The 25,852-nt window shown below is 49.4% G+C and carries 22 protein-coding genes and 1 pseudogene; 8 read left to right on the top strand and 15 right to left on the bottom strand.

Going from position 1 to position 25,852, the window contains the following annotated elements; genetic code table 11:
- Positions 1-51 precede the first annotated feature (51 nt).
- Positions 52-1,299: an MFS transporter gene (locus ACIFQN_RS28845; protein ID WP_429836487.1), complete on the bottom strand. Its 1,248-nt coding sequence runs from the start codon at positions 1,297-1,299 to the stop codon at positions 52-54.
- A 121-nt stretch (positions 1,300-1,420) separates the two neighbouring features.
- Between ACIFQN_RS28845 and ACIFQN_RS28840 the strand changes: the two genes are divergently transcribed.
- The gene (locus tag ACIFQN_RS28840) at positions 1,421-2,218 is read left to right on the top strand and encodes a helix-turn-helix domain-containing protein (RefSeq protein WP_429836486.1); all 798 of its coding nucleotides are present in this window, start codon (positions 1,421-1,423) and stop codon (positions 2,216-2,218) included.
- 24 nt (positions 2,219-2,242) lie between these two features.
- On the opposite strand, the gene ACIFQN_RS28835 is transcribed toward ACIFQN_RS28840, so the two are convergent.
- Both ACIFQN_RS28835 and ACIFQN_RS28830 read right to left on the bottom strand, forming a co-directional pair.
- On the bottom strand, positions 2,243-3,631 hold the full coding sequence (locus ACIFQN_RS28835; protein WP_429836485.1) for an MFS transporter: 1,389 nt from the start codon (positions 3,629-3,631) through the stop codon (positions 2,243-2,245).
- A gap of 151 nt (positions 3,632-3,782) precedes the next feature.
- Entirely contained in the window at positions 3,783-4,208 is a 426-nt protein-coding gene (locus ACIFQN_RS28830; protein WP_429836484.1) for a MarR family winged helix-turn-helix transcriptional regulator, read from the bottom strand.
- A 163-nt stretch (positions 4,209-4,371) separates the two neighbouring features.
- On the opposite strand from ACIFQN_RS28830, the gene ACIFQN_RS28825 reads away from it, so the two are divergent.
- Entirely contained in the window at positions 4,372-5,025 is a 654-nt protein-coding gene (locus ACIFQN_RS28825; RefSeq protein ID WP_429836483.1) for a glycosyltransferase, read from the top strand.
- A gap of 98 nt (positions 5,026-5,123) precedes the next feature.
- On the opposite strand, the gene ACIFQN_RS28820 is transcribed toward ACIFQN_RS28825, so the two are convergent.
- The 8 genes from ACIFQN_RS28820 to ACIFQN_RS28785 all read right to left on the bottom strand — a co-directional run bounded on the left by ACIFQN_RS28820 (position 5,124) and on the right by ACIFQN_RS28785 (position 13,430).
- Positions 5,124-5,306 (bottom strand): small acid-soluble spore protein H, encoded by a 183-nt coding sequence (locus tag ACIFQN_RS28820; protein ID WP_429836482.1) that lies wholly within the window; start codon positions 5,304-5,306, stop codon positions 5,124-5,126.
- A 124-nt stretch (positions 5,307-5,430) separates the two neighbouring features.
- Positions 5,431-7,080 (bottom strand): M20/M25/M40 family metallo-hydrolase, encoded by a 1,650-nt coding sequence (locus ACIFQN_RS28815; protein ID WP_429836481.1) that lies wholly within the window; start codon positions 7,078-7,080, stop codon positions 5,431-5,433.
- 19 nt (positions 7,081-7,099) lie between these two features.
- A complete protein-coding gene (locus ACIFQN_RS28810) occupies positions 7,100-7,822 on the bottom strand; it encodes an amino acid ABC transporter ATP-binding protein (RefSeq protein WP_429836480.1) in 723 nt (240 codons plus the stop codon).
- Entirely contained in the window at positions 7,819-8,520 is a 702-nt protein-coding gene (locus ACIFQN_RS28805; protein ID WP_429836479.1) for an amino acid ABC transporter permease, read from the bottom strand. The genes ACIFQN_RS28810 and ACIFQN_RS28805 overlap by 4 nt, the downstream gene beginning before the upstream one ends.
- Before the next feature lie 70 nt (positions 8,521-8,590).
- The gene (locus ACIFQN_RS28800; RefSeq protein WP_429836478.1) at positions 8,591-9,475 is read right to left on the bottom strand and encodes an ABC transporter substrate-binding protein; all 885 of its coding nucleotides are present in this window, start codon (positions 9,473-9,475) and stop codon (positions 8,591-8,593) included.
- Positions 9,476-9,595: 120 nt separating this feature from the next.
- Positions 9,596-11,155 carry an aminomethyl-transferring glycine dehydrogenase subunit GcvPB gene (gene gcvPB, locus ACIFQN_RS28795; protein WP_429836477.1) on the bottom strand — a complete coding sequence of 520 codons (1,560 nt, stop codon included), beginning with the start codon at positions 11,153-11,155 and terminating at the stop codon, positions 9,596-9,598.
- A gap of 32 nt (positions 11,156-11,187) precedes the next feature.
- A complete protein-coding gene (gene gcvPA, locus ACIFQN_RS28790; protein ID WP_429836476.1) occupies positions 11,188-12,588 on the bottom strand; it encodes an aminomethyl-transferring glycine dehydrogenase subunit GcvPA in 1,401 nt (466 codons plus the stop codon).
- A 62-nt stretch (positions 12,589-12,650) separates the two neighbouring features.
- Positions 12,651-13,430, bottom strand: a complete 780-nt coding sequence (locus ACIFQN_RS28785; protein ID WP_429836488.1) for an SDR family NAD(P)-dependent oxidoreductase — start codon at positions 13,428-13,430, stop codon at positions 12,651-12,653.
- A gap of 325 nt (positions 13,431-13,755) precedes the next feature.
- On the opposite strand from ACIFQN_RS28785, the gene ACIFQN_RS28780 reads away from it, so the two are divergent.
- The gene (locus ACIFQN_RS28780; RefSeq protein WP_429836475.1) at positions 13,756-15,507 is read left to right on the top strand and encodes a sigma-54 interaction domain-containing protein; all 1,752 of its coding nucleotides are present in this window, start codon (positions 13,756-13,758) and stop codon (positions 15,505-15,507) included.
- A 139-nt stretch (positions 15,508-15,646) separates the two neighbouring features.
- On the opposite strand, the gene ACIFQN_RS28775 is transcribed toward ACIFQN_RS28780, so the two are convergent.
- The 4 genes from ACIFQN_RS28775 to ACIFQN_RS28760 all read right to left on the bottom strand — a co-directional run bounded on the left by ACIFQN_RS28775 (position 15,647) and on the right by ACIFQN_RS28760 (position 19,980).
- Positions 15,647-16,741, bottom strand: coding sequence for a C45 family autoproteolytic acyltransferase/hydolase (locus tag ACIFQN_RS28775; RefSeq protein ID WP_429836474.1), 1,095 nt, complete (start codon positions 16,739-16,741; stop codon positions 15,647-15,649).
- 30 nt (positions 16,742-16,771) lie between these two features.
- A complete protein-coding gene (locus ACIFQN_RS28770) occupies positions 16,772-18,250 on the bottom strand; it encodes a sodium:solute symporter family protein (RefSeq protein WP_429836473.1) in 1,479 nt (492 codons plus the stop codon).
- Positions 18,250-18,447, bottom strand: coding sequence for a DUF3311 domain-containing protein (locus tag ACIFQN_RS28765; RefSeq protein ID WP_429836472.1), 198 nt, complete (start codon positions 18,445-18,447; stop codon positions 18,250-18,252). The genes ACIFQN_RS28770 and ACIFQN_RS28765 overlap by 1 nt, the downstream gene beginning before the upstream one ends.
- A gap of 141 nt (positions 18,448-18,588) precedes the next feature.
- Positions 18,589-19,980: a sigma-54 interaction domain-containing protein gene (locus ACIFQN_RS28760; RefSeq protein WP_429836471.1), complete on the bottom strand. Its 1,392-nt coding sequence runs from the start codon at positions 19,978-19,980 to the stop codon at positions 18,589-18,591.
- A 160-nt stretch (positions 19,981-20,140) separates the two neighbouring features.
- Between ACIFQN_RS28760 and ACIFQN_RS28755 the strand changes: the two genes are divergently transcribed.
- From ACIFQN_RS28755 to ACIFQN_RS28735, 5 genes and pseudogenes are all read left to right on the top strand, one after another.
- Positions 20,141-20,755 (top strand): class I SAM-dependent methyltransferase, encoded by a 615-nt coding sequence (locus tag ACIFQN_RS28755; protein ID WP_429836470.1) that lies wholly within the window; start codon positions 20,141-20,143, stop codon positions 20,753-20,755.
- 84 nt (positions 20,756-20,839) lie between these two features.
- Positions 20,840-22,237 (top strand): sigma-54 interaction domain-containing protein, encoded by a 1,398-nt coding sequence (locus ACIFQN_RS28750; RefSeq protein ID WP_429836469.1) that lies wholly within the window; start codon positions 20,840-20,842, stop codon positions 22,235-22,237.
- Positions 22,238-22,436: 199 nt separating this feature from the next.
- Entirely contained in the window at positions 22,437-23,786 is a 1,350-nt protein-coding gene (gene gabT / locus ACIFQN_RS28745) for a 4-aminobutyrate--2-oxoglutarate transaminase (RefSeq protein ID WP_429836468.1), read from the top strand.
- A gap of 18 nt (positions 23,787-23,804) precedes the next feature.
- Positions 23,805-25,229: an aldehyde dehydrogenase family protein gene (locus ACIFQN_RS28740; RefSeq protein ID WP_429836467.1), complete on the top strand. Its 1,425-nt coding sequence runs from the start codon at positions 23,805-23,807 to the stop codon at positions 25,227-25,229.
- A gap of 104 nt (positions 25,230-25,333) precedes the next feature.
- Positions 25,334-25,579: pseudogene (locus tag ACIFQN_RS28735) on the top strand (transposase zinc-binding domain-containing protein); the annotation flags it as partial.
- Positions 25,580-25,852: the final 273 nt, after the last annotated feature.

Below are 25,852 nucleotides of genomic sequence, written 5' to 3'. Positions count from 1 at the left end.
GAGGGAGTTTAAGTGCTTCACAGTCATCCTTGATAAGTCCTCGATAAAGGCCTATGCTTTGGCCTCTACACCGATCTTTCCCGTAGGCTTGCCCATAATGGCAGAGTCTTTGGGCAGCAGCAGCGCAAAAAGCCCGAGCAAAGGCAAATAAGCGCATACCTGAATCATCGTCTGGATGCCATAACTATCCATCAACTGCCCCATCACGACTGACCCCAGTCCCGCGAGGCCAAACGATAGACCGAAAAACAATCCGGCGACCGTACCGACGTGACCCGGAAGCATTTCCTGAGCATACACAATAATCACGGAGAAACCAGACATCAGGATTAACCCGATCGCTACGCAGACAACAATTGACCCGATCGGCCCCATATAGGGCAGCAGTAAGGAAAAGGGTGCTGTTCCAAGGATCGAAAACCAGATAATCTTTTGACGACCAAAGCGGTCAGCCAATGGTCCGCCTAGAAAGGTCCCGAGCATGCCTGCGAATTGGAGGGCAAAGAGACACATCTGGGCATTTTCCAGGGGCAACTGAAATTTGTCCATGTAGTAAAAGGAGTAGTAGCCTGTCATGCTTGCCAGATAGACGAATTTGGAAAACAGCATGAGAACAAGGATGCCCATTACATACACAATAAAGCCGTTATTGAACCGATTTTCGCGAATGGTTGCAGCCTGAGCCTCTGGGCGAGTCGGATTCTTTGGACGAACATGGCGGCGATACCACTGACTAATAAACGATTGCAGGATGATGCCGACGACAGCAAGCAGGATAAACCAGAGGAAGCCCAGCTGACCCTGTGGACTGATGATGAACGCTACCATGAGCGGGGCTAATGTCTGACCTGTATTTCCCCCCACTTGAAATACGGATTGGGCAAGTCCTCTACGATGCTTCATCGCCATATGGGCAACGCGTGAGGATTCAGGATGTAGGACGGAGGAACCGACCCCAATCAGGGCTGCTGACAGCAGGAGAAATCCGAGCGAAGGCGATAGTGCCAGACCCACCATTCCGAGAAGGGTAAAAAGCATTCCCATCGGTAAAAGAAGCGGCATCGGACGGCGATCCGTGTAGTATCCGATTAGCGGTTGCAAAATCGACGCGGTAATATTCAGCGTAAAAGCGACCCAGCCAATCTCCACAAAGCTGAGCTGCATCTTTTGCTGAAACAGAGGGAAAACAGCTGGCACGACTGACTGCATTGCATCATTAAGCAAATGCGCTGCACTTACGCCGAGCAGGATGACCAGCGAAGTGTTTTGCGTGGTGTCTGTGGTAGTACTTTGTGACAATCTCTCCACTTCCTTCTCTATCTATTTTCAACTTATGCTAAAGGAAGGAGCACAGGACGTCGTCTTAAATCGTGCGTAGATGTCGAGCAATTTTTGCTATAATGGTGCTGGGTGATTGCCGATGCAAATGCAAATAGTCCTGCCACAACTGGAATTGCACAAAATTGAGAGCACATATGAAAATGCGCCCCATGTACATGACGATCAATTTCAGGTGACCATTCCTGTACAAGGGACGTGTTTTTTTACACATGAAGGCAAAGTAGAGAAGCTTGCGGCAGGCGAGGGACTGATTCTGCACCCGCGAGACAAGCATTCTTTTCATATAGGCCCTGATGCAGGTGTGATTATCGTTCGGGTGAAGGACCGGTGCATGTACGCGCATCATCAGGATAGAGGGTTCGATCCTGCATTCCGACAACAATTCGACCCGGTAGCATGGACCATGCTTTTTCGCCAGTGGACCACAGGAATGCTTGCCCTGGACCGTACGGAAAAATTGGCCGTAGAAGAAATAGAGATGCAGGTGCTCGCATATCTACAAAGATTGCTAGTAGGAAACGCGGCCAGCGACATTGTCCCTCGATTAGAGAGGAATGCAGACTCTCATATGGCGAGAGTTTTGGATTATATTCATGCCCACTACACAGAGAAAATGAGTGTCGATACATTAGCTTCCCTTGCCAGGCAAAGCAGGTTCCATTTTATCCGATCCTTTAAATTCGTAACGGGTCAAACTCCGTACCAATATGTGTTGCAGCTGCGGATCGGCAAAGCGAAGGAACTGTTGCAGCGCTCTTCTGGAACCGTAACAGATATCAGCTTCGTTCTCGGTTTTTCCAGTCCGAGCCAATTTTTTCGAATATTCGCGAAGCATGTCGGGGTAACGCCCGAGCAGTATCGAATACATACCCGGTAACACAACGAATGCAAAGGACATCTTTCACGGTGTCCTTTTTTCTGTTTGTGATATCGGTTGCGATGCTAGCCGAGCAGCTGCTACCAAGCTGATCATGACGGTCAAAACTTGAAGAAGCAAAGAAACCGTAATGCCGACAGGAAGAGAAAAGCCTATGGCAGTCATGACAGTGATGATTGCCCCTCCCAATCCAATACCAATCGCCGGAGTAAAAGTATCGGCAACAGAAATTTCTGCAGAAACCTTGCCCTCCTCGCCAGCCTTTGCAAGAGAAAACGCGATGGCACCGCTTGTCGGGTGAGCCAAACCGATCCCGAAGCCCATAATGATCTGGCTGAAAATGGCGAGAGTGACGCCGACAAGATCATGTGGAATGAATGCCAGCGGCACAGAGAAGGAAACACCAATAAGCATGATGAGAAGGCCAGTGACTACTCGTTTTTTTCGACCTGCTCCGAAGTCTGCTGCATCCCATTTTGCTTGGACATTGGCTGCCAGTGACCAACTGATTGCTGCAGAGGCGACCGCCAAGCCGGCTTTATCGGCAGTCAGTTCCATAACAGATGTCAGCCCAAGAACCAGATACGTTTGCGTGCCGTAATAAGCAGAAACAAACAGACCACGAGAAGCTATGATGGCTGGCAGACCCACACGTGCGACGAGCGTTCCCTGAGGCATCAGTTTATATAATGGAATGATTAGGGTTACCAGGCCTGCGACGGCCAAGATGATGCCATAAGCAGAAGGAATTTTGCCGAGTCCAAAGAGGAAGACACCCGTTCCCAAAGCCAAGAAGAAAGGGAGGAACAGTCGGCGGTTGTTCCCAGCGTTTGTTTCTGTTTTTAAGCCTCTAAACGAGGGTGTAGTTAAGATTGCAGAAAGAACGATGAAGGGAAGGATCAACCAGAACACGTATCGCCACGACAAATGTTCTGAAATGACCCCAGCTACATAAGGTCCAAATAGACCCGGAAGAATGTAAGCACTGGAGAAGACCGCAAGAATTTGAGTGCGGAGGGAGTCAGGGTACCGCAGGGAAATCATGGTATACACGCAGTTGATTAAAGCTCCTGCTCCGAATCCTTGCATAACACGCCCTAGCAATAAAATCGGCATGTTCGGGGCAATAGCGGCGACAACAATCCCGGCAGCAAAAAGCAAAATCATCGTCATAAATGGCTGAGCGGGACCTTTTTTATCGACCAGTTGCCCTGTAATCACCGTACCAATAAGCTGGGCTAGCAAATAGGCGCTAAATATCCAGCCGTAAAGGCTCTCTCCCTGCAATTCCCTAGAGAGGCCAGGTGCGATGGTTGTGACAGCCAAACCTTCGAAAGCAGTAGCAGTTACGACCAGAACAATACCAATGGTCAAAGCTCGGTAATGAGTGCCCCAAATACTATCCTTGTTCATCAACAACGCTCCTTTCAAAATAAGTTGTTGTTTATACAGTTGTAATAGCAACTAAATGAGCAAAAAAAGAATATCGTTTTTAGTTGTTATTTACACTGTTGCTACAACAACTAATTATACAGATAAAAAGCTCCAGCACAATACTTTGATTTTATAAATTTTTCACGTTCTCATAAATGATATTGAGTGTTTTTCGAAACTGAATGACCTCTTCTTCCGTCAAGCCGGCAATTGTTTTCTGGTAGGCTTCAATGGAAGGAGGGAGGATCTCATCTTTTAAAAGCCGTCCTTTTTCTGTCAAGTAAACATGCAGAGAGCGCCGATCCTTTTTGTCAGTCACTCGATGGATAAAGCCTCTCTCTTCCATGGTAAAAAGCATCCGAGCAATATTCGTTTTATCCTTATAGGTTCGCTCAGCCAGTTCGTTTTGTGTCAATCCTTCTTCTTCCCACAACACGACGAGAATCATCCACTGATCAATGGTGATATGGAAGGGATTAACTACTTTTTGATAGTAACTGTTCAGCTTTAAGTCGGTTCGCTTTACAATCACGCCAATATACTCATTTATTTTCATGAAGGGCCCTCCTTCTTTAGTGGTTCATATCAACTGTTGATAAGACAACTATAAGGATGCTTGCCCCCTGTGTCAATTTGACCGAAGTGGAAGAATGAAAGAAGGAAATTTGTCCAAAATAACAACGGGACCTACATACGAAACAAGCGAAGGAGAAAACACGATGAAATCAAAACTCTCGAAAGTTGTGTTGTTATTCATGTGTCTGGCATTGCTTAACTCACCGCTTGCTGTGCAAGCGAAAGAAGGAAGCGGGGATCCGCAGCAACAAGAAAGCTTAAAGCCAAAGGAAGTAAAGCTGCAGGGTGATATGCGAAGAGCCTGGATCGACCATATGATTTGGGATAGAGGTTATATGGTGAGCGCTTTGGCAGGGTTGAAGGATCAAGACAAGGTCCTCGCCAGACTGCTCAAAAACCAAGAGGACATCGGCAATATAATAAAGCCGTACTTTGGCGAGGAAGCTGGCAACAAGCTGACGGCGCTGTTAAAGGAACACATTCAAATTGGCGGGAAAGTCATCGATGCGGCCAAAAAGAAAAACGAGGCAGACTTGAAAAAATTCAACGCGGATTGGTTCCGAAATGCTGATGATATCGCCAAATTCCTGAGCAGCGCGAATCCGAACTGGACTGAACAGGAATTGAAAGACCTGTTATATAAGCATCTCCAGTTGCTTACGGAAATGCTCCAAGCCCGATTGAAAAAGGATTGGGATGCAGATATCGCTGCTTTTGATAAAGGGGAAGATCATATCATTGTGTTAGCGGATGTTCTGACAGAAGGGATCATTAAGCAATTTCCAAACCAGTTTTAATCGGAATACGCAGCTGGCTGCCAAGAAGCAAAAAGGGCATGGATCATGAATCCATGCCTCTTTTCAGTGAAAAGCAGTATGAAAGAAATTCGAGCAAATCAATGATGTTCCTTTAAGCTATCTAAAGGGACATTTTGTTCATTTTCTGGTTCGCCGAGCGGATAGATTCGAGCCATTTCAGTCTCTTCATCAACATGTTGGATGTAGACTGGTATGCCATTGCAGGTGACATTCGCCATGACAGGGGAAGCGGCAATCTCTTTCGCGCGTTGATTGTTCATTCCAACGGACCTCCTTGGAGATTTATAACAGATATAATATGTACCTCCTGCGGGGTGCCTATTCGATTCATGGAGAACAAAATAAAACGCCAGCACCAAAACGAAGGGTACTGGCGTATTTTATCTACTTTAATAATTTTTTGATTACTTCGTCGGTAACAGTGGGAACGACTTCCGTAGAATAAGCTATCTCCATCCGTTCAAAGCGGTTATGCGCATCATATCCATAGGGGCCGATGTTGATGCATGGCACGTTAATGTCACGGATGTCTTGGTAGTCAACATAATGCTTGCTGCCCCAACTCGGATTATTTTCCTCGATGGCAAGAATGCCTTCCTCGTCGTCAGACAGCGCCACACAGCTCATGTCGCAGACGTAAGGGAAGAAATTGCGGGTCACGATCGGGTACGGATAATGTGGTTGTATGCTTTCGACCGCCTCCTCCAGCGCTGTAATCAGGTTTTGCTCCCGCTCGTCCTTTCCTACCAGCTCAATCCGAGGTGAATAAAGCGAAGAATAGAACAGAATAATGGCCGGACTTCTGTCTTTCATCCATTTCACTTCTTCTTCGACGACACGGGCAGAGAACATCCGTACATCCAGGCTCTTGTCCTGCAAGAGCTGCTCTTTGAACTGCTTCATATGAGAGAGAAAGGTTTCGCCATGCTCCATAATGAGCTCTTTTTTCATGTCCTCGTAAATCAAAACGCGCGTCTTCCAAGGGAGCGGGGTCCAAGCCTGACCGCTCTTTTCGCAAAAGCGACGATGACGGTCACGCAGCAGTATAAGGGCGTTTTCAAAAGCGATCTCTGCCTGTTCCTTCAACATGCTCAAGACTTGCTTTGGCGACCAAGAATGAATGAAAAAGTTGTAATAGACGTAGGCTGACAATGCCGTTTGGATCGTATAGGTCGGCTTAAAGTCGGTCTGCTTCAAGGAAACAGGCGGGACAGGGGTCTCCCCATATGCTTCGTCGCATAGATCAGGATTGTAGCTGATTTGTCGTGTCAGCTCAGCGGCGATAAAGTTGGGATCGAGTCCCTCGAAGGCAGAGCCGGCATGCGTTTCGTAGCCCGTGATATAAAAGGATGGCAACAGCTTGCCTACAGTTCCTTTATAAATGTAGCGATTCGGATCACCCTCATAACGAGGTGCGACGAAATCGGAATTGATCAGAGCGATGTATTCGAATCCGTGATCTTCCCGCCATTTTTTCAAATCCTTCAAGGACGAAAGCACGCCGTGCGAACTGTCTTCTTCGTCACATTCGGCCAGAAGCAGCAGATTGCCCGCCAGCTCTTCCGGGTGCTCGGAATAGTACTTCAGCAGATAGACGTGGCTGGCTACACCGCTTTTCATATCGAGCACGCCGCGGCCAAAATGCCAGTCGCCTGATTCTAACTGCTGTTTGACCAGCTCAGGCAACGGTTCTTCTTTCAGCGCTTCCATGAGAGCGACAGGGGAGCAGGCTTTGTCCTTTAGATGATTGTAATCCTCGATTCCGACTGTATCGGTGTGGCCCATCAAAATGACGGTTTTGCCGCTAGGTCGCTTGGTTCCTTTGACGAAGGCAAGCACGTTATAGCGTTCTACCTCGTCATTTACGGTACGGGAGATGATCAATTGGTCGGGATTTTGCTGAAAATAGGGGAACGATCTCAAGTGCTCGTACAGATGGGTAGCGACATCGATTTCACCCCTCGTGTTGACCACGCTTTCTACTTGAACCAAGTCATCGGTTAGTTGCAGGATTGAGTCACGGCTTTGCAGCACTTAGTCCACCTCGTTTTGTTCACAGGATTTGTTGTAAGAATCGTTTTGTCCGATCGTGTTGCGGGTTGGAGAAGAGATCGTTGGGATGGCCTTCCTCGACCATTTCCCCGTCAGCCAGCATGATCACGCGGTCCGCAACTTCGCGGGCAAAGCCCATTTCATGTGTGACGACGACCATCGTCATGCCTTCGCGGGCGAGATCCTTCATCGTTGCCAGCACCTCCCCTACCAGCTCAGGATCTAGCGCAGAGGTAGGCTCATCAAACAGCATGACGTCAGGCTCGATCGCGAGCGCCCGTGCAATCGCCACCCGTTGCTTTTGTCCTCCGGAGAGCTGCTCGGGGTAGACATGTGCTTTTTCCGTCAGTCCTACGCGTGCCAATAGCTGTATGGCCTTTTCTGTCGCTTCGGCCTTCGTTTTTCTTTTCACATGGAGCGGGGCTTCGATCACATTTTCTAGGACAGTCATATGCGGAAACAGATTGAAATGCTGAAACACCATACCTACATGTTCGCGCACCTTGTTCAAATCTGTACTTCTCACATCAATCACCTGATTGTTGATCTCGATTTCGCCGGCATCCTTCATTTCCAGGAAGTTCAGGCAGCGCAAGAGTGTGCTTTTTCCTGAGCCGCTTGCACCGATCAGCACTACTACTTCTGATTTTTTGATCTCCAGTGAAATGTTTTTTAACACGTGCAGGCTGCCGAATGATTTCGCCAGATTGCGTACCTTGATCATGCTGCCACCTCTTTATGTTTGCTAGTGGGGAGGGGAGTCCTGCTGGTGTCGAGACGTTTTTCTAAACGATTCAAAATAAAAGAAAAAATTGCGACGAGTGCCAGATAATAAAGGCCGACGACAAAATACGTTTCAAAGGGCATGAAGTTGTCTGCTTGTGCGGACAGTGCGCGGTTGAACAGCTCTGTGACCGCAATGTAGGCAACGAGAGAAGAGTCCTTCAAGCCGATGATGAACTGGTTGCCCAGAGGAGGAATCGCCCGTTTGAACGCCTGCGGCAAGACAATACGTCGCATCGCCAAACCATAGGGCATCCCAAGTGAACGCGCCGCTTCCATCTGTCCGCGATCAATCGACTGGATCGCCCCACGGAAAATTTCCGCAATATACGCCCCGGAGTGAATGCCTAGCGCGAGCGCACCGGCAGTAAAATCGGAGAGTACGATGACGCTGGAAATTCCGTAGTAGAGGAACATGAGCTGCACGATCAGTGGCATGCCACGCACGACGAAGATATAGGCGTCCGCTAGCTTTTGCAAGAGGAAGACGCCGGATACTTTGAAAAAGGCAAAGACAAGTCCGATTACAGAAGCCATAACCAGGGAAACGGCTGTCAGAGAAACGGTAACCCATGCGGCCTCTAGAAATGCTTTTCCATGATGCATAATGATGTCCGTGATATTTGTCAAAAAATCCATCGTTGGCATACCCCCGTAGCAAGTATGGAAGGTGCGCCAGAAATCCCAGCGCACCAGCTTTTACAGCGTGTTACTTCAACAGGTTTGCACCAAACCATTTCATGCTGATTTGCTCATACGTGCCGTCGTCTATCATGGATTTGATCGCTTCATTGATTTTTTTGGTCAAAACAGGATTGTCTTTGGTCACAGCGATGGCGATGTTCTCTTTGTTTAGAACCTCGTCGACTGGCTTGATTTTCAGTCCTTGGTTTTTAATAGCGGATGTACCGACGACGCGGTCCGTGATGACGGCAGCGACGCGACCAGGGACCAGATCCTGCAATGCGTAAATATCGGTTGGGTAGCCTTTTACTTTTTCCTTGTCGGTCAATGTTTCCGCAACCTCTTTGTGGGTGCTTGCTTGTACGACACCGATGATTTGACCTTTTAAGTCATCTTTGGTTTTGATGGTGTCATTCGACTCGGCGATGAAAATTTGCCCGCCGGAGATGTAGTAGGGTTCGGTGAAGTCTACCTGCTTCGCGCGTTCTTCCGTATGGGTCATACTTCCGATGATGGCATCGTACTTGCTTCCTTTCAGCCCTTGCAGGATGGTTTCCCATGGGTTCGTGACCGGGTTTGCCTCCAGTCCGATGCGCTTGGATATTTCTTTGCCGATTTCGACATCGAATCCGGTCAGTACACCATTTTCGTCCTTGTAGTTGAGCGGTTTGAGCAAACCGCTCATAGCAAACGTCAGCTTTCCTTCGTGTACGAGCTTCATTTTCTCTTCAGCAGCAGGCTGCGCAGGTGTGGAGGAGCTGGTATTCGCGGAAGCGCTTGCATCCGTTGGTGCTGTTTGGGGCGTATTGCTGTTCGACGACGGTGCGGCATTGGAGGCACAGCCAGCCAGAATGGAGAACACGAGTGAGCTTACCAGCAGTGCGACAGGAAACAATCTTTTTTTCTTCATACGAGAATCCCCCCAGGCAGATATGGTTTAGAAAACGCCTTACTTGGCTTGCCTGTGATGCCTATGAAAGAGGAGAGGGCTTACCATACGCCCTCTTCTCTATTCATTTGCTGCGTAAGACTAATCTGTCGCGGTTTTTTTCAGGTAGGCTCTCCAGGTGATGGCCCACTGGTCGGGATCATCGAGCACCGACTCTTCTACACGGTGGCCTGTACTGTTATGCGGGGCTGTTTTCACGATTTCAGGTGTTTCATAGGCTTCCTGCGAGATTTGTGCGAGAGCAGCAACATATTCGTCCAGCTCCGCTTTGGAGTACGATTCGGTCGGCTCCAGTGTGAACGGCTCGGGAACGACGTAAGGGTGATGGCTGGTCCAATAGTGGTGGGCAAAGTCAATCATGCGGCGTTGAATATCATAGGTCGTGACGCCGGTTTCTTCTTTTAGCTGCTGCCAGCTGTAGCGAACCTGTTCGAGACGGCGGCCCTGTATATACGGGGCGCTTGCTCCGCGAATCTGCAAGATTTTATGGTACAGATAATTGTTGTTGAGGCACGCGATTTGGGCGACCTCGAGCAGACCTTCAGCTCCCAACGCGCGAATCCATGCGTATGCGCGCAGTACTGCTGGTGGAACGCCGTAAAAGCTGCGCACCTTGCCGATGGAGCTTTTCAACTCACGCCGGTACAAATACTTGTCTCCATCAAAGTCGACCAATGGGCCGGGGAGGAACTCTTCCAACGCTTTGGTAACGCCGATGGCACCAGTCGCCGGACCTCCGCAGGCATGCGGGATGGAGAAGGTCTTGTGGAGATTAAAGAAGCACATGTCAAAGCCTGCTTCCAGTGCACGCGTAATCCCGAGTAAACCATTTGCATTCGCTTGGTCGTAGCAGCAAAGACCTCCTGCAGCGTGTACCACGTCCGTAAATTCCTTGATCCGGGAATTGTAGATGCCCGTATCCTCGGGATTCGCAACGGCAAAAGCGGCTGTTCGCTCAGACACGAGTCCCTTCAATGCTTCCAAGTCAGGATAGCCGTTCTCGTCAGCAGGTACATAAATGATCTTGAAGCCTTTTACCGCGGCTGTCGCAGCTTGGGACGGATGGGAAAAATGGGTGGTAATAAATTCGTTGCGCTGCCCTCCTTCGCCGCGTGCTTCATGGTATTTGCGGACGATGGACGCTTGCGTGAACAGGGCTTGCGTGCCGCTGCCCGGCTGAAACGAGAATTTATCCATGCCCGATACTTCGCGCAGGAATAAATCGAGCTTGTAGGTCAACTCCAACATGCCCTGTACAGTGGATTCATCCTGCAACGGATGCAGCTCTGACATTTTTGGTGAGCGAGCAAAGCGCTCATTGATTTTCGGAGAGTATTTCATCGTGCAAGTGCCTTGACCAATCTCTACGTTGAAATCCGCACCCAGCACCTCCTGAGAGAGGCGGGAGTAGTGGCGGATGACTCGAAACTGGCTGATCTGGGGGAGATTCGGGCGTTTTTTGCGGCGTAGACCATCCGGTAATTGAGAGACACCATCGCCTACGACTGCAGTGATTTCTGGTTCAACGGGCGGTACTTCTACACCGCGCTCCCCGGGCTGACTTAGTTCAAAAATGACGGGCTCATCCCATTTAGCTTGGTGGAAGCGTCTTACTTTATGGTCTCTTGGAATCCGTTTCATCTTGTCGATCGTCTCCTTCGCTGATTCTTGTGTTACACTTTTTGGACTTGCATGACGCTCTGGATGGCAGTAGTCAGCTTGTCGATTTCTTCTTGGGTATGCACTTCGGTTACGCAATAGAGTGCGCATTGTCCCAGTTCAGGGTAATGCCCTGTCAAATCGACTCCCCCGAAAATGCCTCTGGCGCGCAGTGCTGCATTGATTTCTTTTACGGTTTTGCCTGTTTGCGTAAAATCGACGACAAACTCTTTGAAGAAGGGTGCAGAGAATTTGATAGCGACTCCGGGAATGGCTGAGAGCTGCTTCGCTGCATATTGGGAGCGCTGCATGATGCCTTGGCCCACTTCTTCTATGCCATCTGGTCCCATGGTTGCCAGGTATACGCCAGCGGTGATACCCCAAAGCGCGGTTTGCGTACCGACGGATTCCTTGCCATTTTCCCGTTTGGCAAAGGAGGTACGATCGTAAGCCACGTCACCGAAGCCATATTCACCTTCGACGACTGTCGGTGCAATCCCGAACAGACGGGATGGATATTCCATGACGTAGGTGGGGTCGTCATGCGTGGCGATAAAGCCTGATTGTCCGCCGCCGTACAGCATGTGTACACCAAGTGGCTGCAAATCGCCGCAAACGATATCTGCGCCGTAATTTGCCGGTGCTTCCATGACGCCGAGCGAGATCGGATCTACGCCGACCACACAAATCGCCCCGGCAGCATGAGCCCAATCTGCGATAAGCTGTCCATTGGCTTCTACCGAGCCTAGGAAAGTTGGGTTTTCAAAGTAGACTGCTGCTGTGTTATCACTGAGCTTAGCTTTCAGATCATTCAAGTCCAGAGAGCCGGTTTCGCTTTCAAAGTCAACCAAGGTGACAGTCAGATCAGGAGACGTATAGTTCTTGATAATCAACAGCTTGTCGGGGTTTATGTTTTTTGGAATGAGCAGCTCGGTTCGCTTGTTGATGCGAGCGGCCATGCGCAGCGCCGTAGAGGCTGCCTGTGCCCAGTCAAATGTCGGGACGTTTACGACATCCATGTCTACGAGCTCTGCCACTAAGCTCTGGTATTCAAACAGCGCCTGGAAACGGCCTTTGTCTTCGTACGGTTCACCGGCATAGGCTGTCAAAAATTCGGCCCGCGAGTTGATCTCATCACAAACGACAGGGATGAAGTGTTGCCAACAGCCTGCGCCGAGGAAGCTGATATTTTCTTTGGTGGTTTGGTTTTTATTCAGAAGAGAGTTGACGTGGCGTTCCAGTTCATACTCGGTGAGTGCTGGCGGAATGTTCATCTTTTCAGTCAGGCGCAGCTCCTGTGGAATGTCTGCAAAAATATCCTCGATGCTGGAAAAGCCGATTTCACGCAGCATCTGTTCCTTTACTTCGGGAGCGGAATTGGGAATATAGGGGTGTGCAAAACGTTTTACGCTCATCTTTTCGAAACCTCCATCTGTCATTTGTTCAAAAAATTCAGTCATATCGTTCGCCGAAAGCGCTATGCGAGACCGCCGCCATCGACAACTAAAACAGAACCGGTTACCCACGTGGACAGGTCACTGGCAAAGAACAGCACGGCATTCGCGATGTCTTGCGGTGTACCGAGGCGTTCCAATGGACGTCCCTGTGCGGAAGAAACGAGGAACGCACCTTCTTCTTTGTTCAGTTGACGAGCTTCCTCGCGCAAAAGTGGTGTATCGGTATCGCCAGGAGAGACGCAGTTGACGCGGATATTTTCAGGGCCGTGGTCAATGGCCATAGCGCGTGTCAGATTGACGACGCCGGCTTTTGCTGCGCAGTAGGCTGCCGCTTTGTCGCCACCTTTGATTCCCCAGCCAGAGCCGGTATTAATAATGCTGCCACCACCCGATTTAGCCATGACGGGGATGACGAATTTGGAGAGGTTGTACGCACCTTTGAGGGAGACATTGATCACGAGATCCCAATCCTGCTCCTCTAGCTCTACTACCGTTTTGCGACGGATAACCCCCGCGTTGTTAAAAAGAATATCAATGCGGCCGTAGGATTCCTCGATGGCTTCCGTCACCAGGCGGCAGTTTTCCTGTGACACGACGTTACATTTGAAAAATTGTGCGGCTCCCCCTTGAGCCTGTATTTGACGAGCGGCTGTTTCACCAAGCTCTTCGTTGATATCTAGCAGCATTACGTTTGCGCCAAACTCTGCCAATCGTGTTGCTGTCGCAAATCCGATTCCGGAAGCACCACCCGTGACTAAAGCTACCTTGCCTTCTAATTTGAATAGGTCGTTTGTGCTCAACAAGCAGGATCATTCCCTTCGTGAAATGAATCTTTTCGTAATTTTGGTGCTATACCTTTTCAGTAATGCAAGCACTGTGCCAAATAAGGAAAGGTTGGTAGCGAACCTGTTGTTTTATTAATCGAGCAACGACATGATTGCTATTGAAGGTTATTTCTTTGAGAGGAAAACACGCAATCATTGCCATTGCTGTCAAAGTGCATGTCAATTTTGGCAAGGAAGTATAGCCGTATTCTATGTAAATTGACATCATTGGCAAACGATTTGTCAGAAGTCGCAATATTTAATAAACTTAAATAACAAGATGCGGAAAGGATGGATCTCCATGGTCTCGCTGGAACTGTACAAGCCGGCTATCGAAAAAGTCATTACGGGTATCTCGGAAATATTGAACGTGGATGCAGCCGTGATCAACGAGCGTGGCCTATTGGTTGTGAGCACCGAGCGCTATTTGAAACAGAAGGGGGAAAATGTCCATGTTCCTTCCATCGAGTTCGTCCTGTCACGAGGGGAGTTCCTAGTAGATAAGCCAGGCTCCATGGAAATGTGCATCGGATGCCGATTTCTGGAAAGCTGCCCTGCCAAAGTGGAGCTGCTTTCTTCTATAAAGGTAGCGAATCATGCAATCGGCGTAGTCTCGCTTACGTCTTTTACAAAAGAAGGACAGAATCGGCTCTCGAAGCATACGGAAAAATATCAGCAAATTTTGACAAAAGTGAGCGGAATGATTACGACGATCGTTCAAACTCACTCGGCGAGGCAGTACGAGCCCCATCAGCAATACGGTCAACTGCTAGAGGGTGTGCTCGATACGGTCTCTGATGCGTACCTCACCTTTGATCGAACCGGTCATGTTGTACACTCCAACGAGAGTGCGCGTACGATCCTGGCACAAAATGACCTGTGCCCAGCCGATATTTCCCAGATGTTTATACCGTCGTTGTCAGGAATGACTACCCACTCATTGCCAGTGGCGAACTGTCTGATTGATAAACTGAATGCCCCGGTGGAAGCAACTCCGATCATTGTGAACAACCAGTTCATCGGGGGTGTGCTGCACATAAAAAGACAAAGGGCGGCAGCCTCTTTGCTAAACGAGGTATCCGTTCGTCCATTGACCCCAAGAGGTGGGAGTCTGGATCAGATTGTAGGCAAAAGTACGGCGATCAGGCAGCTGAAAGAAAAGACGGAAAAAATCAAGAACAGCAGCTCCACCGTGCTGATAACAGGAGAAACAGGGACAGGCAAAGGGCATCTGGCGAAAGCAATCCACGAGGCGAGTACACGCGCCTACTACCCTTTTGTTGCGATTAACTGTGCGAGTATTCCAGAGAATTTGTTCGAAAGTGAATTGTTTGGCTATGAAGAAGGGGCTTTTACGGGTGCAAAAAAGGGGGGCAAGCCGGGGCGTTTTGAAATGGCTGACAATGGCACGCTGTTCTTGGATGAAATCGGAGATATGCCCCTTTCTCTGCAAGCAAAGCTGCTCCGTGTATTGCAGGAAATGGTGATCGAACGCGTCGGCGGTGCTCGCTCGATCCCGATCAACGTCCGCATCATCGCCGCAACGAATCAAAATCTGGAGGAATTGGTGGAGCAAAAAGCATTCCGCGCCGATCTATACTACAGGCTGAATGTCATCCCGATTCGTGTTCCAGCACTTGCTGAGCGAAAGGAAGATATCGAGCTGCTCGCATTGTCTTATTTGCAAAAAGGGAGAGAAAAGACGGGGCGCAGTTTTGGTGGTATTGCTCCAGAAACGATGGAGATACTGGTTGGCTACCAGTGGCCGGGTAATGTGAGGGAGCTGGAGAACGTCATCGAGTACGCGATGAACATGGAGACAGAAACCACGATTACGCCAGACAGCTTGCCGCCTCGACTGCTTGCGCGATCGGGTACTGTCTCCAGTGGATCAGCCATCAGGGAACGCATAGCGGATGTGCAGGCTGACGCCATTCGCGCTGCCCTGCAAAGGCATGGTACGGATGTAAAAGGAAAGCAGGAGGTGGCAAGTGAGCTGGGAATAGGCATTCGGACCTTGTACCGAAAGCTGAAGGCGTTGGGGATTTCGTGATCGAATGGAAGGGAGCCATTCTCGTAAATGAAAGAAGGACAGCCGGAGTAGGGGCTGTCCTTTATGATTGAGATCCCTTTCGATTACGGGGACATGCTTCTACTAAGGGGATCATGTAACATTGTGTTAAGTGAACCTGCTATTTTGCCGCCGTAAAACTGTATTTCTCATACGATTCTGTACACGGCTGACCGCCAGCCAATTCAAATGTACCTTGAGACAAATTCATGATGATGGAGAAGACGGTACTGGAGATCATCGGGCGACCGAGGTCAATAGGCATTGTTTCCCCGTGTCTGCAAATGCCGTCCGGGCTGCCGCCATGGTCGCAAAAAATTTGTTTGAATGCCGTGGCATCGACGTTTTTTCCATAACGACCGAGCAGCTTGCTGGCGCGCCCCTGTCGCAGGTGGCTGTCAGGTGAAATAATTCTTGCCGTATCCTCAATCATAACCGAGCGCGGTCCAATAAAATGATTGGCATGAACCAACCAGCCTTCACTCGGATAGAGCACGTCATAGTTCGTTGGGGTCGTTTCTACATCTAGCACTTCCCCTTCCTTATGGGCGATCAGGTAATTGGCGGAGGTGCCGCGGGTGAGACGAGCGACCTGCCCTACTGCCTGTGGAAGTGTGTGACTGTTGAGAATACCGCGAAGCACGACGTGAATCGGTACGCCCATCATGCGCTCTGATGTTCCCAGGAAATTCAAACAAACCCCTACCCCAGCGCTGTTCATTCCGATTTTGCCGACGATACCTGCCTCTGTCACCATGAGGATCGTGGGGCGCGGGGCTTGGTTGATTTCCAATACAATCATTCCCGGCTTGATCCGGTTGTTCCAGTCCCAGTTTTGACCGAGCAGCATCTCCTGATTAGTGGTGAGCTCTGGTACGGCTGCCATACTGGTACATCCATCTGTCGGCACATCTTTGCCTGCCAGATTCGTGATGATTTCGCTGCGGGCATTGAGCACGATCAGATCGAGCAGATCTAGCTCGGCTCCTTGGCTGATACCTTTGATTTCCTCCATAATTTCGGAATCGTATTGCTCGATCCAGGAGATGTATTGGACAGAATGGGCACGGGCTGCTTCCCAGTTTACTTTTGCCATCTCCCAAAACAGAATTTTGTACGTTTCGATGTTGTGAATAATCTGTTGTTTGGCGAGCTGACCTAATTGTTTTCCTCGTTCAAACGCGGTACCGCTGATGTAAAGATGTGGAAACGACATGATGATAACCTCCAACTTTCCTTGTATAGTCTAGCTATGTTGGGTTGTAACCGTTTCTTTTTGAACCAGGCTTTTCTTTGTCGCCATCGTCACCAGGAGTGCAACTACCACGTTCACGATTAGTGCGATAAAGCCCGTATTAAAATCTTTTACGACCTGAGGCAGCTCAGGGAACAGCGTAGCGAGAGTAGTCTTGGTAACCGTCAAATAAGCAACGGTGGTCACCCCGACGAGAATCCCCCAAGCTGCTCCGTATTTGTTGAACCGGTTTTTTGGTAACAAACTGAGCAAAAGCGCGGGGAACAACTGTGTGATCAGGCTAAAGGACATCAATAATAAAGCGTACAGCGCATTTCCGCCGTTGATGACAAAATAGAGTGCAATGAGCGCTATGACCGGGACGGTTACTTTCGCCACCTTGGCGACATGTGTTTCATTGGTCGTTTTAGTCAACGGCTTGTAAATGTTTGTGGCAAATAATGTCCCGATCGTTAGCAGAATGACAGAGGTAGGCACCAGAGCAGTTAATAGCCCGACCCCGCCGATCACGCCAATGAACCATGGGTCAAAGGTCTGGATAGACAGACGCAAAAGGGCCAGGTCTCCTTCTGCTCCCTGCAAGCCGGGAACATGCAGAATCGCTGTATAACCGACAAAAAAGACGAAGAGCAAAAGCAGGGTGTAGAGCGGCATCACGATCGTATTGCGGCGAAATACTTTTTCGCTTTTGGCTGACAGCGCCGCAGCGAACAGACCTGGCTGCATGTAAAAGCCAACTGCTGTCAAAAGCACCGTGGAAATGACCCAGCTTGTGCTCTGCCCTTTTTCCGGAAGTGTCAGGTGGTCCGGTTTGGCAGCTTGTACCGCTTCAAACATCGGTTGGAAGCCGCCGAAGTAGTGATAAGGTAGATACAATCCAAGGAAGACCACGACCAGCACAATCGAAATATCTTTAATTACAGCAGTCCAGACCGCTCCATGAATACCAGAGATCATCACATAAACAGTCACGGCGATGGTTCCGATCCAGACAGCGAGTATCGGTGAGATCATTCCGTAAGAGGTTTCCGAGACGATGATTCCAAGCCCTTTTAGTTGCAGGACAACAACCGGTACAGAAGCGATGATCCCGACGATAGAGACCAGCATTCCGAGAGACGAGCTCTGGTATTTGCTGCGAAAAAAATCGGAGATCGAGACGATAGAATGCTCTTTGGCATACCGCCAAATGGGGGGCAAGAGATAGTAGGAGAATACATAGGCCAATGTCATGTATGCGAGAACGTAATACGCAGGTGAACCGACTTGATAGATCATCCCGCTCCCGCCTAAAAAAGTGAACGTCGTAAAAAATTCACCGGCGAGCAAAAGAAATACGAAAACGGTTCCAAAACCACGACCGCCAACAGCCCACTGCTCCAAACTCATTTTCTTGCCCAGCCCAGAACGAATAGCCAAAAGGATTGCTGCAACCAGAAAGGCAAACGTAATTAGCATGGAGATATTCATCAGATGTCCTCCTTTCGATTTGCAGGATCAATGAAATTGATAATGGTCATCACGACGGAAGTCAGAACGACCCACAGCACGATCCAAAACAGTAAAAATGGCATTCCCAGTACAAAGGGGGTCGCTTTGTTGGCAAACGGAAGTCCACCAAGCATCCCGATAAAAGGTATAAGTCCCCAAGCGTGAATCCGATTCATTGTCAGCCCTCCCTTCGATGATTCTCGCCTCCTGGCAGCTTCTTAAAGCAAAAAGAATGCCAACAGTGAAAAACCCGCCACAGAGGCGAAGTTACCATTGGCATCTCCCAAAAACGATCCAGATTTAAATCGCTGCCTTGTTTATTGATCCATTTTTGGATCGTTGTTGTATTTTGTTTCGTATTGCTTCATTTTCCGCACAAAGGTAGGCTGGCTCATCTGCAAGGCTGCCGCTGCCTTTCGTGTCGATTTGTGCAGGGCCAGGGCTCGTTTCATCCCTTGGAATTCAAACAACTCAACTTCTTCCGCAAACGATTTCGGAATGATTTTCCCGAGGTTGCCGAAAAGCTCCCTCGGCAAATGATCTGGCAAAATCTCACCGTTGGAACAGGAAATTGCCATGCGTTCCATGACATTGATCAATTCCCTGATGTTGCCCGGCCAATCATAGTGGCAAAGGATTTGAATCGCTTCCGGGGTGATTTGAATTTGGATCGCATTCTTTTCCTGGTAGCGTTGGAGAAAATGATCGATAAAGAAGGGAATCTCTTCCCTACGTTCACGCAGAGGAGGGATCAGGATCGGATAAACCTGGAGCCGGTAGTACAAGTCTTTGCGAAATGCTTTGTGATTCACCATTTCCTCTAAGTCCTGGTTCGTCGCCGCAATGATACGCACATCGGAACGAATGGTCTTTATGCCCCCGACCCTGCGAAACTCTTGCTCTTCCAAAACACGCAGCAATTTCACCTGTAAATCGAGAGGCATATCCCCGATCTCGTCGAGAAAGAGAGTGCCCCTGTCTGCCAACTCAAAAAAACCGGGCTTCCCTTCTTTGTTGGCTCCAGTGAACGCCCCAGTCTCGTAGCCGAAAAACTCGCTTTCCATCAACGAAGCAGGAATAGCTCCGCAGTTTACCTTGATAAAGGCAGCTTTTGCCCGTTTGCTTCTGTGGTGAATGTATTTGGCGATCACTTCTTTGCCCACGCCAGATTCGCCGCGCAGCATCACTGGAGAGTCGACAGAGGCAACCTTCGTGGCGGCTTCCTTTACATCGAGCATGGCCTTACTGCGAATGACCAGACCACTTTCATGCTCCTGCTGCTGTTTCAGACTCTTGATCTCTTCCAGATAATTCTGATTCATCTGCTGGGCTCGGCTCAAATGCTGCTTCAGTTCATTTAATTCCGTCATGTCCCGCACACAATTCACGACGAACTCGATTTCGTTGTGCTCATTAAACATGGGCATCCCGGTAGTCATGAACTCCTTGAACCCTGTGTCCGAAGTTGCCCGTTGCATGATCGTCACGGGCCGTTTTTCCTGAAGCACCCGGATCGTGCTCGATTCGTTGGAATGAAGTTTAATCCCGACCGTGCTGCGTATATCTTTACCAATCAGTTCTTCGGCTGTTTTTCCGGCAATACGCTGGTAGGCTGTGTTCACTTTTACAATCATGCCGTCTCTGTCGGTGATGATGACGCCGTCGAAGAACAGCTCCAGGAGACTGTCCAGGCTTTTTAGGGCAAACATGTGGATCCCCCCCTTTAGCAGTTTGACGCTAAATGCCATTAGTATAGCATAGCTTCCTATGTTGGATTGCTTCGGACTGCTAGCCAGAAAAGAGCGCAGGCATGGTAAAATGAGGATCATGAAAAGCTGTAGCATGCTGGAAAAAGGGGAGGGATCGAGCATGAATCTTGCTGAGCAGTTTGGCAATATGGACATTTATTTGTTTGATCAGCTGTTAAAAGGACGAGTTACAAAAGAAATGCGCATTCTCGACGCAGGCTGTGGCACCGGGCGCAATCTGATCTATTTTTTGCGCAATGGCTATACGGTTTATGCCATAGATCGCTCGGAGGATGCGATACGAGCCGTTTGGCAGCTTGGGGAGACATTGGCGCCAGACTGGTCGAATGAGCAGGCTCGTGTTGAAGCGGTCGAAAAAATGAGCTTTGCCTCGGAGAGCTTTGATTTTGTCATGAGCAACGCGGTTTTGCATTTTGCCGAGGACCAAGCTCATTTTTTGCAAATGATACAAGAGCTGTGGCGAGTTCTAGCTCCGGGCGGACTGCTCTTTATGCGTCTCGCTTCCTCCATTGGAATCGAGGAGAGGATCAAGCCCTTAGGCAATGAACGATATTTACTGCCAGACGGGAGCACCCGTTTTCTCGTGAATGAAGCCATGATGCGGGGGACTACTGCCACGCTAAACGGTATGCTTGCCGAACCGCTCAAGACCGTGAATGTGGCTGGGCAGCGCTGCATGAGCACGTGGTGTCTGAAAAAGCCCGGCTTGGATTAGTTGTCGCGGCCCGGCCGTTCTCCTATAATGAAAAGAGAAAGCAGCATAAACAGCCAGTGTCGAAGCGAGAAGGGAGGCACAAGGATGAACAGGGAAGAGGTCCATGATAAATGGATGAGCCGTGTTCTGGAGGGGATTATCGAAACCTCTCGCGACCACTTGATCATTACGGACGGTGAAGGCTACATCCGATTGGTCGGTGATTCCTGCTACGAGATGTATGGTCTTGAAAAGGAACAACTGCTCGGCAGGAATGTCATCCAGCTGGAAAAAGAGAAGGTGTTCTCTCCTTCTGTGACACGCAAAGTAATCGAGGCGAAGACACCACAAACGACGATGCAGGAGATTCCGGGCGGGAAAAAGCTGATGGTAACGGCGTATCCATTGTGGAACGAGGATGGCACCCTGCATTCCGTGATCAGCTACTCCCACGATCTGACGGAGATTCTGGAGCTGAAGCATCGTTATGAAAGCTTGACTGAACAATTAAAACAATTCGAAACCGAGATAGAGGAGCTGCGGGAAAAAAACAGCGAGGGCTTTGTCGCTGTCAGCCAACCGATGCAAGTCATTGACCGGCTGATCAAAAAGGTGGCTGTGGTCGATTCCACGGTACTGATATTGGGCGAATCCGGGGTCGGGAAAAACGTGATCGCCAAGGAGATTCACCGTAACAGCCGCCGCTCGGGAGGGCAGTTTGTAGAGATTAACTGCGGATCAATCCCAGAAGGGCTGCTGGAGTCAGAGCTGTTCGGCTATGAAGCTGGATCTTTTACAGGTGCAGGCAAGAACGGCAAACCAGGCATTATCGAGCTGGCAAATCAGGGGACATTGCTCTTGGACGAGCTGGGGGAGCTGCCGCTGACCTTGCAGGCGAAGCTGCTTAAGGTCATCCAGGAAAAACGGCTGCAGCGAGTGGGCAGCATGCAGTACCGTGACGTGGACTTTCGCTTGATTGCCGCAACCAACCGTGATTTGGAGAAGATGGTGAAGGAAGGAAGGTTCAGACAGGACTTATATTTTCGTCTGAATGTCGTGCCGATTCAGGTGCCGGCCTTGCGGAGCAGGCCAGAGGACATCGCTGCGCTAATCAAGCTCGTCATACGCACACTCAACGAACGGTATGGCATGGATAAGCGGCTCGATGCTGCGACTACACATGCTTTGATGCATTACACATGGCCTGGCAACGTACGCGAGCTGGAAAACGTTCTGGAACGAATGGTCGTGACAGCTGACGAGGACGTCATTACACCGCAGCATCTGCCACCAGAGATCAGGGTCATGGGTGAGGAGCAGGCGGTGCTGGACCCTGGCCTGACTGCGATTTCGTTGAAGGAAGCATTGGAGCAAGTAGAAGAAAAATGGCTTCGCTATGCATCCGAGCGCTGCCGGACAACAGCGGAAATGGCCCAACTTTTGGGCATTAGTCAGCCATCTGTCGTGAGAAAGCTGCAAAAATACCAGGTGCGTTCCTCTTGATTTACAATTGAATAATTAATTCAAAAATGAATCGAGGTTTGTCGGGACTTTGATTCATTTTTGTATTTTCGGGTGATAACTCCGTGGTAAAAACGTGATAAAAGCAGGCTTTTCGGGTTGGCACGAGTATTGCTACATTACGTCGCTGAAGTTATCACTCATACCATCACCACTAATCCTTAGTAAGGAGAGATATGATATGTCCAAACAGCGTCAATTCGTGAATGTAGCTGCAGGTGTACCTGGCCCAAAGGGAGCCGCTCTGATTGAGAAGAGAAAACAGTACGTTCCTAAAGGAGTCGGCAACAATACCCCGATCTTTGTAGAAACTGCTTCCGGTGCTCTGGTCACAGATGTGGATGGCAATACCTATATTGATTTCGCTGGGGCGATCGGTACACTGAACGCGGGTCACTGCCCGCAAGAAGTTGTCGATGCGCTAAAAGCACAGCTCGACAAGTATATTCACCCATGTTTTCACGTAGGTATGTATGAGCCGTATGTAGCGCTTGCTGAAAAGCTCACGCAAATCACACCAGGCAGCTTTGAAAAGAAAACGATGCTTGCCAACAGTGGTGCGGAAGCAGTAGAAAATGCGGTGAAAATCGCGCGTAAATATACAGGACGTCCAGGCATCATCTCCTTTAGTCGTGGTTTCCATGGACGGACGCTGCTCGGGATGTCTTTGACTTCCAAAGTAAAGCCGTACAAATTCCAAATGGGACCATTTGCTCCAGCTACGTATAAAGCACAGTTCCCTTACCCGATGAACAAACCGGCATCTATGACAGATGAAGAATACGCGCAATTCTGCGTTCGCCAATTCGATGATTTCCTCCTGACCGAAGTAGCCCCAGAAGAAGTGGCTGCGGTGATCATGGAACCAATCCAAGGTGAAGGCGGATTCATCGTACCACCAGTATCCTTCGTGCAAGGCGTCTATGAAATTTGCAAAAAGCACGGTATTTTGTTCATTGCCGATGAGATTCAAACAGGTTTCTGCCGTACAGGCACGATGTTTGCTTCCACGCAATTCGGAATTGAACCAGACATCATCACCATGTCCAAATCGATTGCAGCAGGGCTGCCTATCTCCGCGGTTACAGGTCGTGCGGAAATTATGGACGCTCCCAACCCTGGTGAAATCGGTGGTACGTACGGAGGAAGCCCGCTCGGTTGCGTAGCAGCACTTGCTGTCATTGAAAAAATGGAGCGCGAAAATTTGGCTGAGCGTGCGCAATACATCGGTCAAACGATTAAACAGCATTTTACCGCGCTGCAAAAAGAATTCCCTGTCATTGCTGAAGTTCGCGGTCTTGGCGCTATGTGTGCAGTAGAATTCGCTGATCCAGAAACAAAAGCACCTGCAAAGGAACTGGTAGCAGGTCTGACGAAAGGCTGCTACGAGTCCGGTGTTATCGTGCTTTCCGCAGGTGTTCACAGCAATGTGCTTCGTTTCCTGTCTCCTTTGGTCATTACAGACGAACAGCTCAGCGAAGCACTCGATATTATGACAGAAGTATTGAAAAGCCAATTCGTGACGAAGTAAATCGCTTGGGAGGTATTTATGAAAAAGCATCTCTATATAAACGGACAATGGAAAGAAGCCAAAGAATATGCCCCTCTCTACTCCCCGTTCTCCGGAGAGTTGCTGGCCGAAATCGCTCAAGCGGATGAGCATGACGTAGACGAAGCGATTCAGGCAGCAAAACAAGCAAGCAAAGGTATGGCGAAGATGCCAGCGAGCCAGCGGGCACTGATTCTGGAAAAGGCAGTAGCCATTATGGAGGCTCGCAAAGAGGAACTGGCGGTCATTCTCGCACAGGAAGCCGCAAAGCCGGTTCGTACAGGGCGTGGTGAGGTCGCGCGGACGATTCAAACTTACAAATTCGCTGCTGAGGAAGCAAAGCGTATCCATGGAGAAACAGTACCACTCGATGCAGCTCCGGGTGGCGAAGGACGTCTTGCTTTTACGGTTCGCAAGCCAATCGGCGTGGTTGGCGCGATCACCCCGTTTAACTTCCCATTCAATCTGGTCGCACACAAAGTGGGGCCAGCGATTGCAGCGGGCAATACGGTCGTGCTGAAGCCAGCAAGCCAGACGCCGCTCAGCTCGCTTATATTGGCGGATATCTTCGCTGAAGCAGGACTGCCGGCGGGGGCGCTCAATATTTTGCCTGGTAAAGGCGCTGTTGTGGGCGAAAAGCTGGTGGGTGACAGTCGCATCGCAGCGATTACGTTTACGGGTAGCCCTGCTGTCGGTATTGCCATGAAAAACAAGGCAGGACTCAAGCGGGTGACCCTGGAGCTCGGTTCCAACTCCGCTGTCATCATTGATCACAATGTAGAAATCACACAAGCGCTGATTGACCGTTGTGTGATGGGGGCATTTTCCTTTAGCGGTCAGGTGTGCATCTCGCTCCAACGCGTCTACATCCATCAAAGCAAGTACGAAGAATTCCTGGAGAAGTTCAAGACAGCGACAGAGAAATTGGTGCTGGGCGATCCACTTCAAGAGGAAACGGACATGTCATCCCTCATCTCTTCCAAGGACCATGAGCGGATGGGCCAATGGGTACAAGAGGCAGTAGATGCCGGCGCACATATCGTAACAGGTGGCAAAGCGGTAAGTGATCGTCTCTTTGCGCCGACGATTCTGACCAATGTAGGAGCACATGTATCCTGCTCTTGCCAGGAAGTCTTTGGACCAATCGTTGTGGTAACCCCATTTGAGACGATAGATGAGGCGATTGAGGCGGTTAACGATTCCCGTTTTGGTCTTCAGGCAGGTATTTATACAAGCGATATTCACGCAGCCATGCGCGCAGCTGAGGAACTGGAAGTGGGCGGTGTGATGATCAACGACATTCCGACATTCCGCGTGGATAACATGCCGTACGGTGGGGTGAAGGATAGCGGCTTCGGTCGTGAGGGCATCAAGTATGCCGTAGAGGAATTAACCGAACTGAAATTAATTGCCATAAAGCTATAAAGTAGTATGAATGACGAGTCCTGTGGGGCTCGTTTTTTTCGTAATATCGGAAAGTATAAAATCTGAGGGGAGTCATCCCCTTTATTTGCTGATAAAATGAGGACATGGAGACGAACATTCTTACGTTCATTTTCTTTGATGAAAACAAGAACGGGGATCCATTCGTTAAGAAGTATGATAAACGAATTCGTTCTTTAGTCTTAAAGGAAGTAGAAAAGTTTCGTTCTTGTGGTGATCCCAGAAACGGTTTCAAATTGCTGGTTTGCGAAGGATGCCACCATGTGAGAAGAGTTCCGTTTCGTTGTAAGGGACGTTTTTGTACGACTTGTTCATGCGGTGAAACCGAGGAAATCCCTTTGGATGTTGTTCGGAGCTTTGATGCAATGGACGATGGAGATCCTACAGTAGCCACCGCAATTCGGCTGCGAGTTGTGCAGAAGTCCAATGTACCCTGAGTATTACAAGGGTTTGCATGGTTATGAATACAATCTTTCGGATATCCGCTAAAGCACAAAGAACCGTTAGGGTGGGCCCTAACGGTTCTTTGGTAAACAATAAGGAAGACGGGGGAGGAGTTAAAGCTGGTCGAGGAAAAGGGAGAAAAAAGCGAAGCTCTTTGGGGC

It is taken from the genome of Brevibacillus sp. NRS-1366 (assembly GCF_050467985.1).
Note: the sequence above shows the minus strand (reverse complement) of the source record. Positions and strands in the feature narration are given on the sequence as shown.

Bases quoted from the DNA above. Each gene is read 5' to 3' on its own strand.
- ACIFQN_RS28840 (WP_429836486.1), top strand. From the start codon at position 1,421: ATGCAAATGCAAATAGTCCTGCCACAACTGGAATTGCACAAAATTGAG.
- ACIFQN_RS28835 (WP_429836485.1), bottom strand. From the start codon at position 3,631: ATGAACAAGGATAGTATTTGGGGCACTCATTACCGAGCTTTGACCATT.
- ACIFQN_RS28830 (WP_429836484.1), bottom strand. From the start codon at position 4,208: ATGAAAATAAATGAGTATATTGGCGTGATTGTAAAGCGAACCGACTTA.
- ACIFQN_RS28825 (WP_429836483.1), top strand. From the start codon at position 4,372: ATGAAATCAAAACTCTCGAAAGTTGTGTTGTTATTCATGTGTCTGGCA.
- ACIFQN_RS28820 (WP_429836482.1), bottom strand. From the start codon at position 5,306: ATGAACAATCAACGCGCGAAAGAGATTGCCGCTTCCCCTGTCATGGCG.
- ACIFQN_RS28810 (WP_429836480.1), bottom strand. From the start codon at position 7,822: ATGATCAAGGTACGCAATCTGGCGAAATCATTCGGCAGCCTGCACGTG.
- ACIFQN_RS28805 (WP_429836479.1), bottom strand. From the start codon at position 8,520: ATGGATTTTTTGACAAATATCACGGACATCATTATGCATCATGGAAAA.
- ACIFQN_RS28800 (WP_429836478.1), bottom strand. From the start codon at position 9,475: ATGAAGAAAAAAAGATTGTTTCCTGTCGCACTGCTGGTAAGCTCACTC.
- gcvPB (WP_429836477.1), bottom strand. From the start codon at position 11,155: ATGAAACGGATTCCAAGAGACCATAAAGTAAGACGCTTCCACCAAGCT.
- gcvPA (WP_429836476.1), bottom strand. From the start codon at position 12,588: ATGAGCGTAAAACGTTTTGCACACCCCTATATTCCCAATTCCGCTCCC.
- ACIFQN_RS28780 (WP_429836475.1), top strand. From the start codon at position 13,756: ATGGTCTCGCTGGAACTGTACAAGCCGGCTATCGAAAAAGTCATTACG.
- ACIFQN_RS28775 (WP_429836474.1), bottom strand. From the start codon at position 16,741: ATGTCGTTTCCACATCTTTACATCAGCGGTACCGCGTTTGAACGAGGA.
- ACIFQN_RS28770 (WP_429836473.1), bottom strand. From the start codon at position 18,250: ATGAATATCTCCATGCTAATTACGTTTGCCTTTCTGGTTGCAGCAATC.
- ACIFQN_RS28765 (WP_429836472.1), bottom strand. From the start codon at position 18,447: ATGAATCGGATTCACGCTTGGGGACTTATACCTTTTATCGGGATGCTT.
- ACIFQN_RS28760 (WP_429836471.1), bottom strand. From the start codon at position 19,980: ATGTTTGCCCTAAAAAGCCTGGACAGTCTCCTGGAGCTGTTCTTCGAC.
- ACIFQN_RS28755 (WP_429836470.1), top strand. From the start codon at position 20,141: ATGAATCTTGCTGAGCAGTTTGGCAATATGGACATTTATTTGTTTGAT.
- ACIFQN_RS28750 (WP_429836469.1), top strand. From the start codon at position 20,840: ATGAACAGGGAAGAGGTCCATGATAAATGGATGAGCCGTGTTCTGGAG.
- gabT (WP_429836468.1), top strand. From the start codon at position 22,437: ATGTCCAAACAGCGTCAATTCGTGAATGTAGCTGCAGGTGTACCTGGC.
- ACIFQN_RS28740 (WP_429836467.1), top strand. From the start codon at position 23,805: ATGAAAAAGCATCTCTATATAAACGGACAATGGAAAGAAGCCAAAGAA.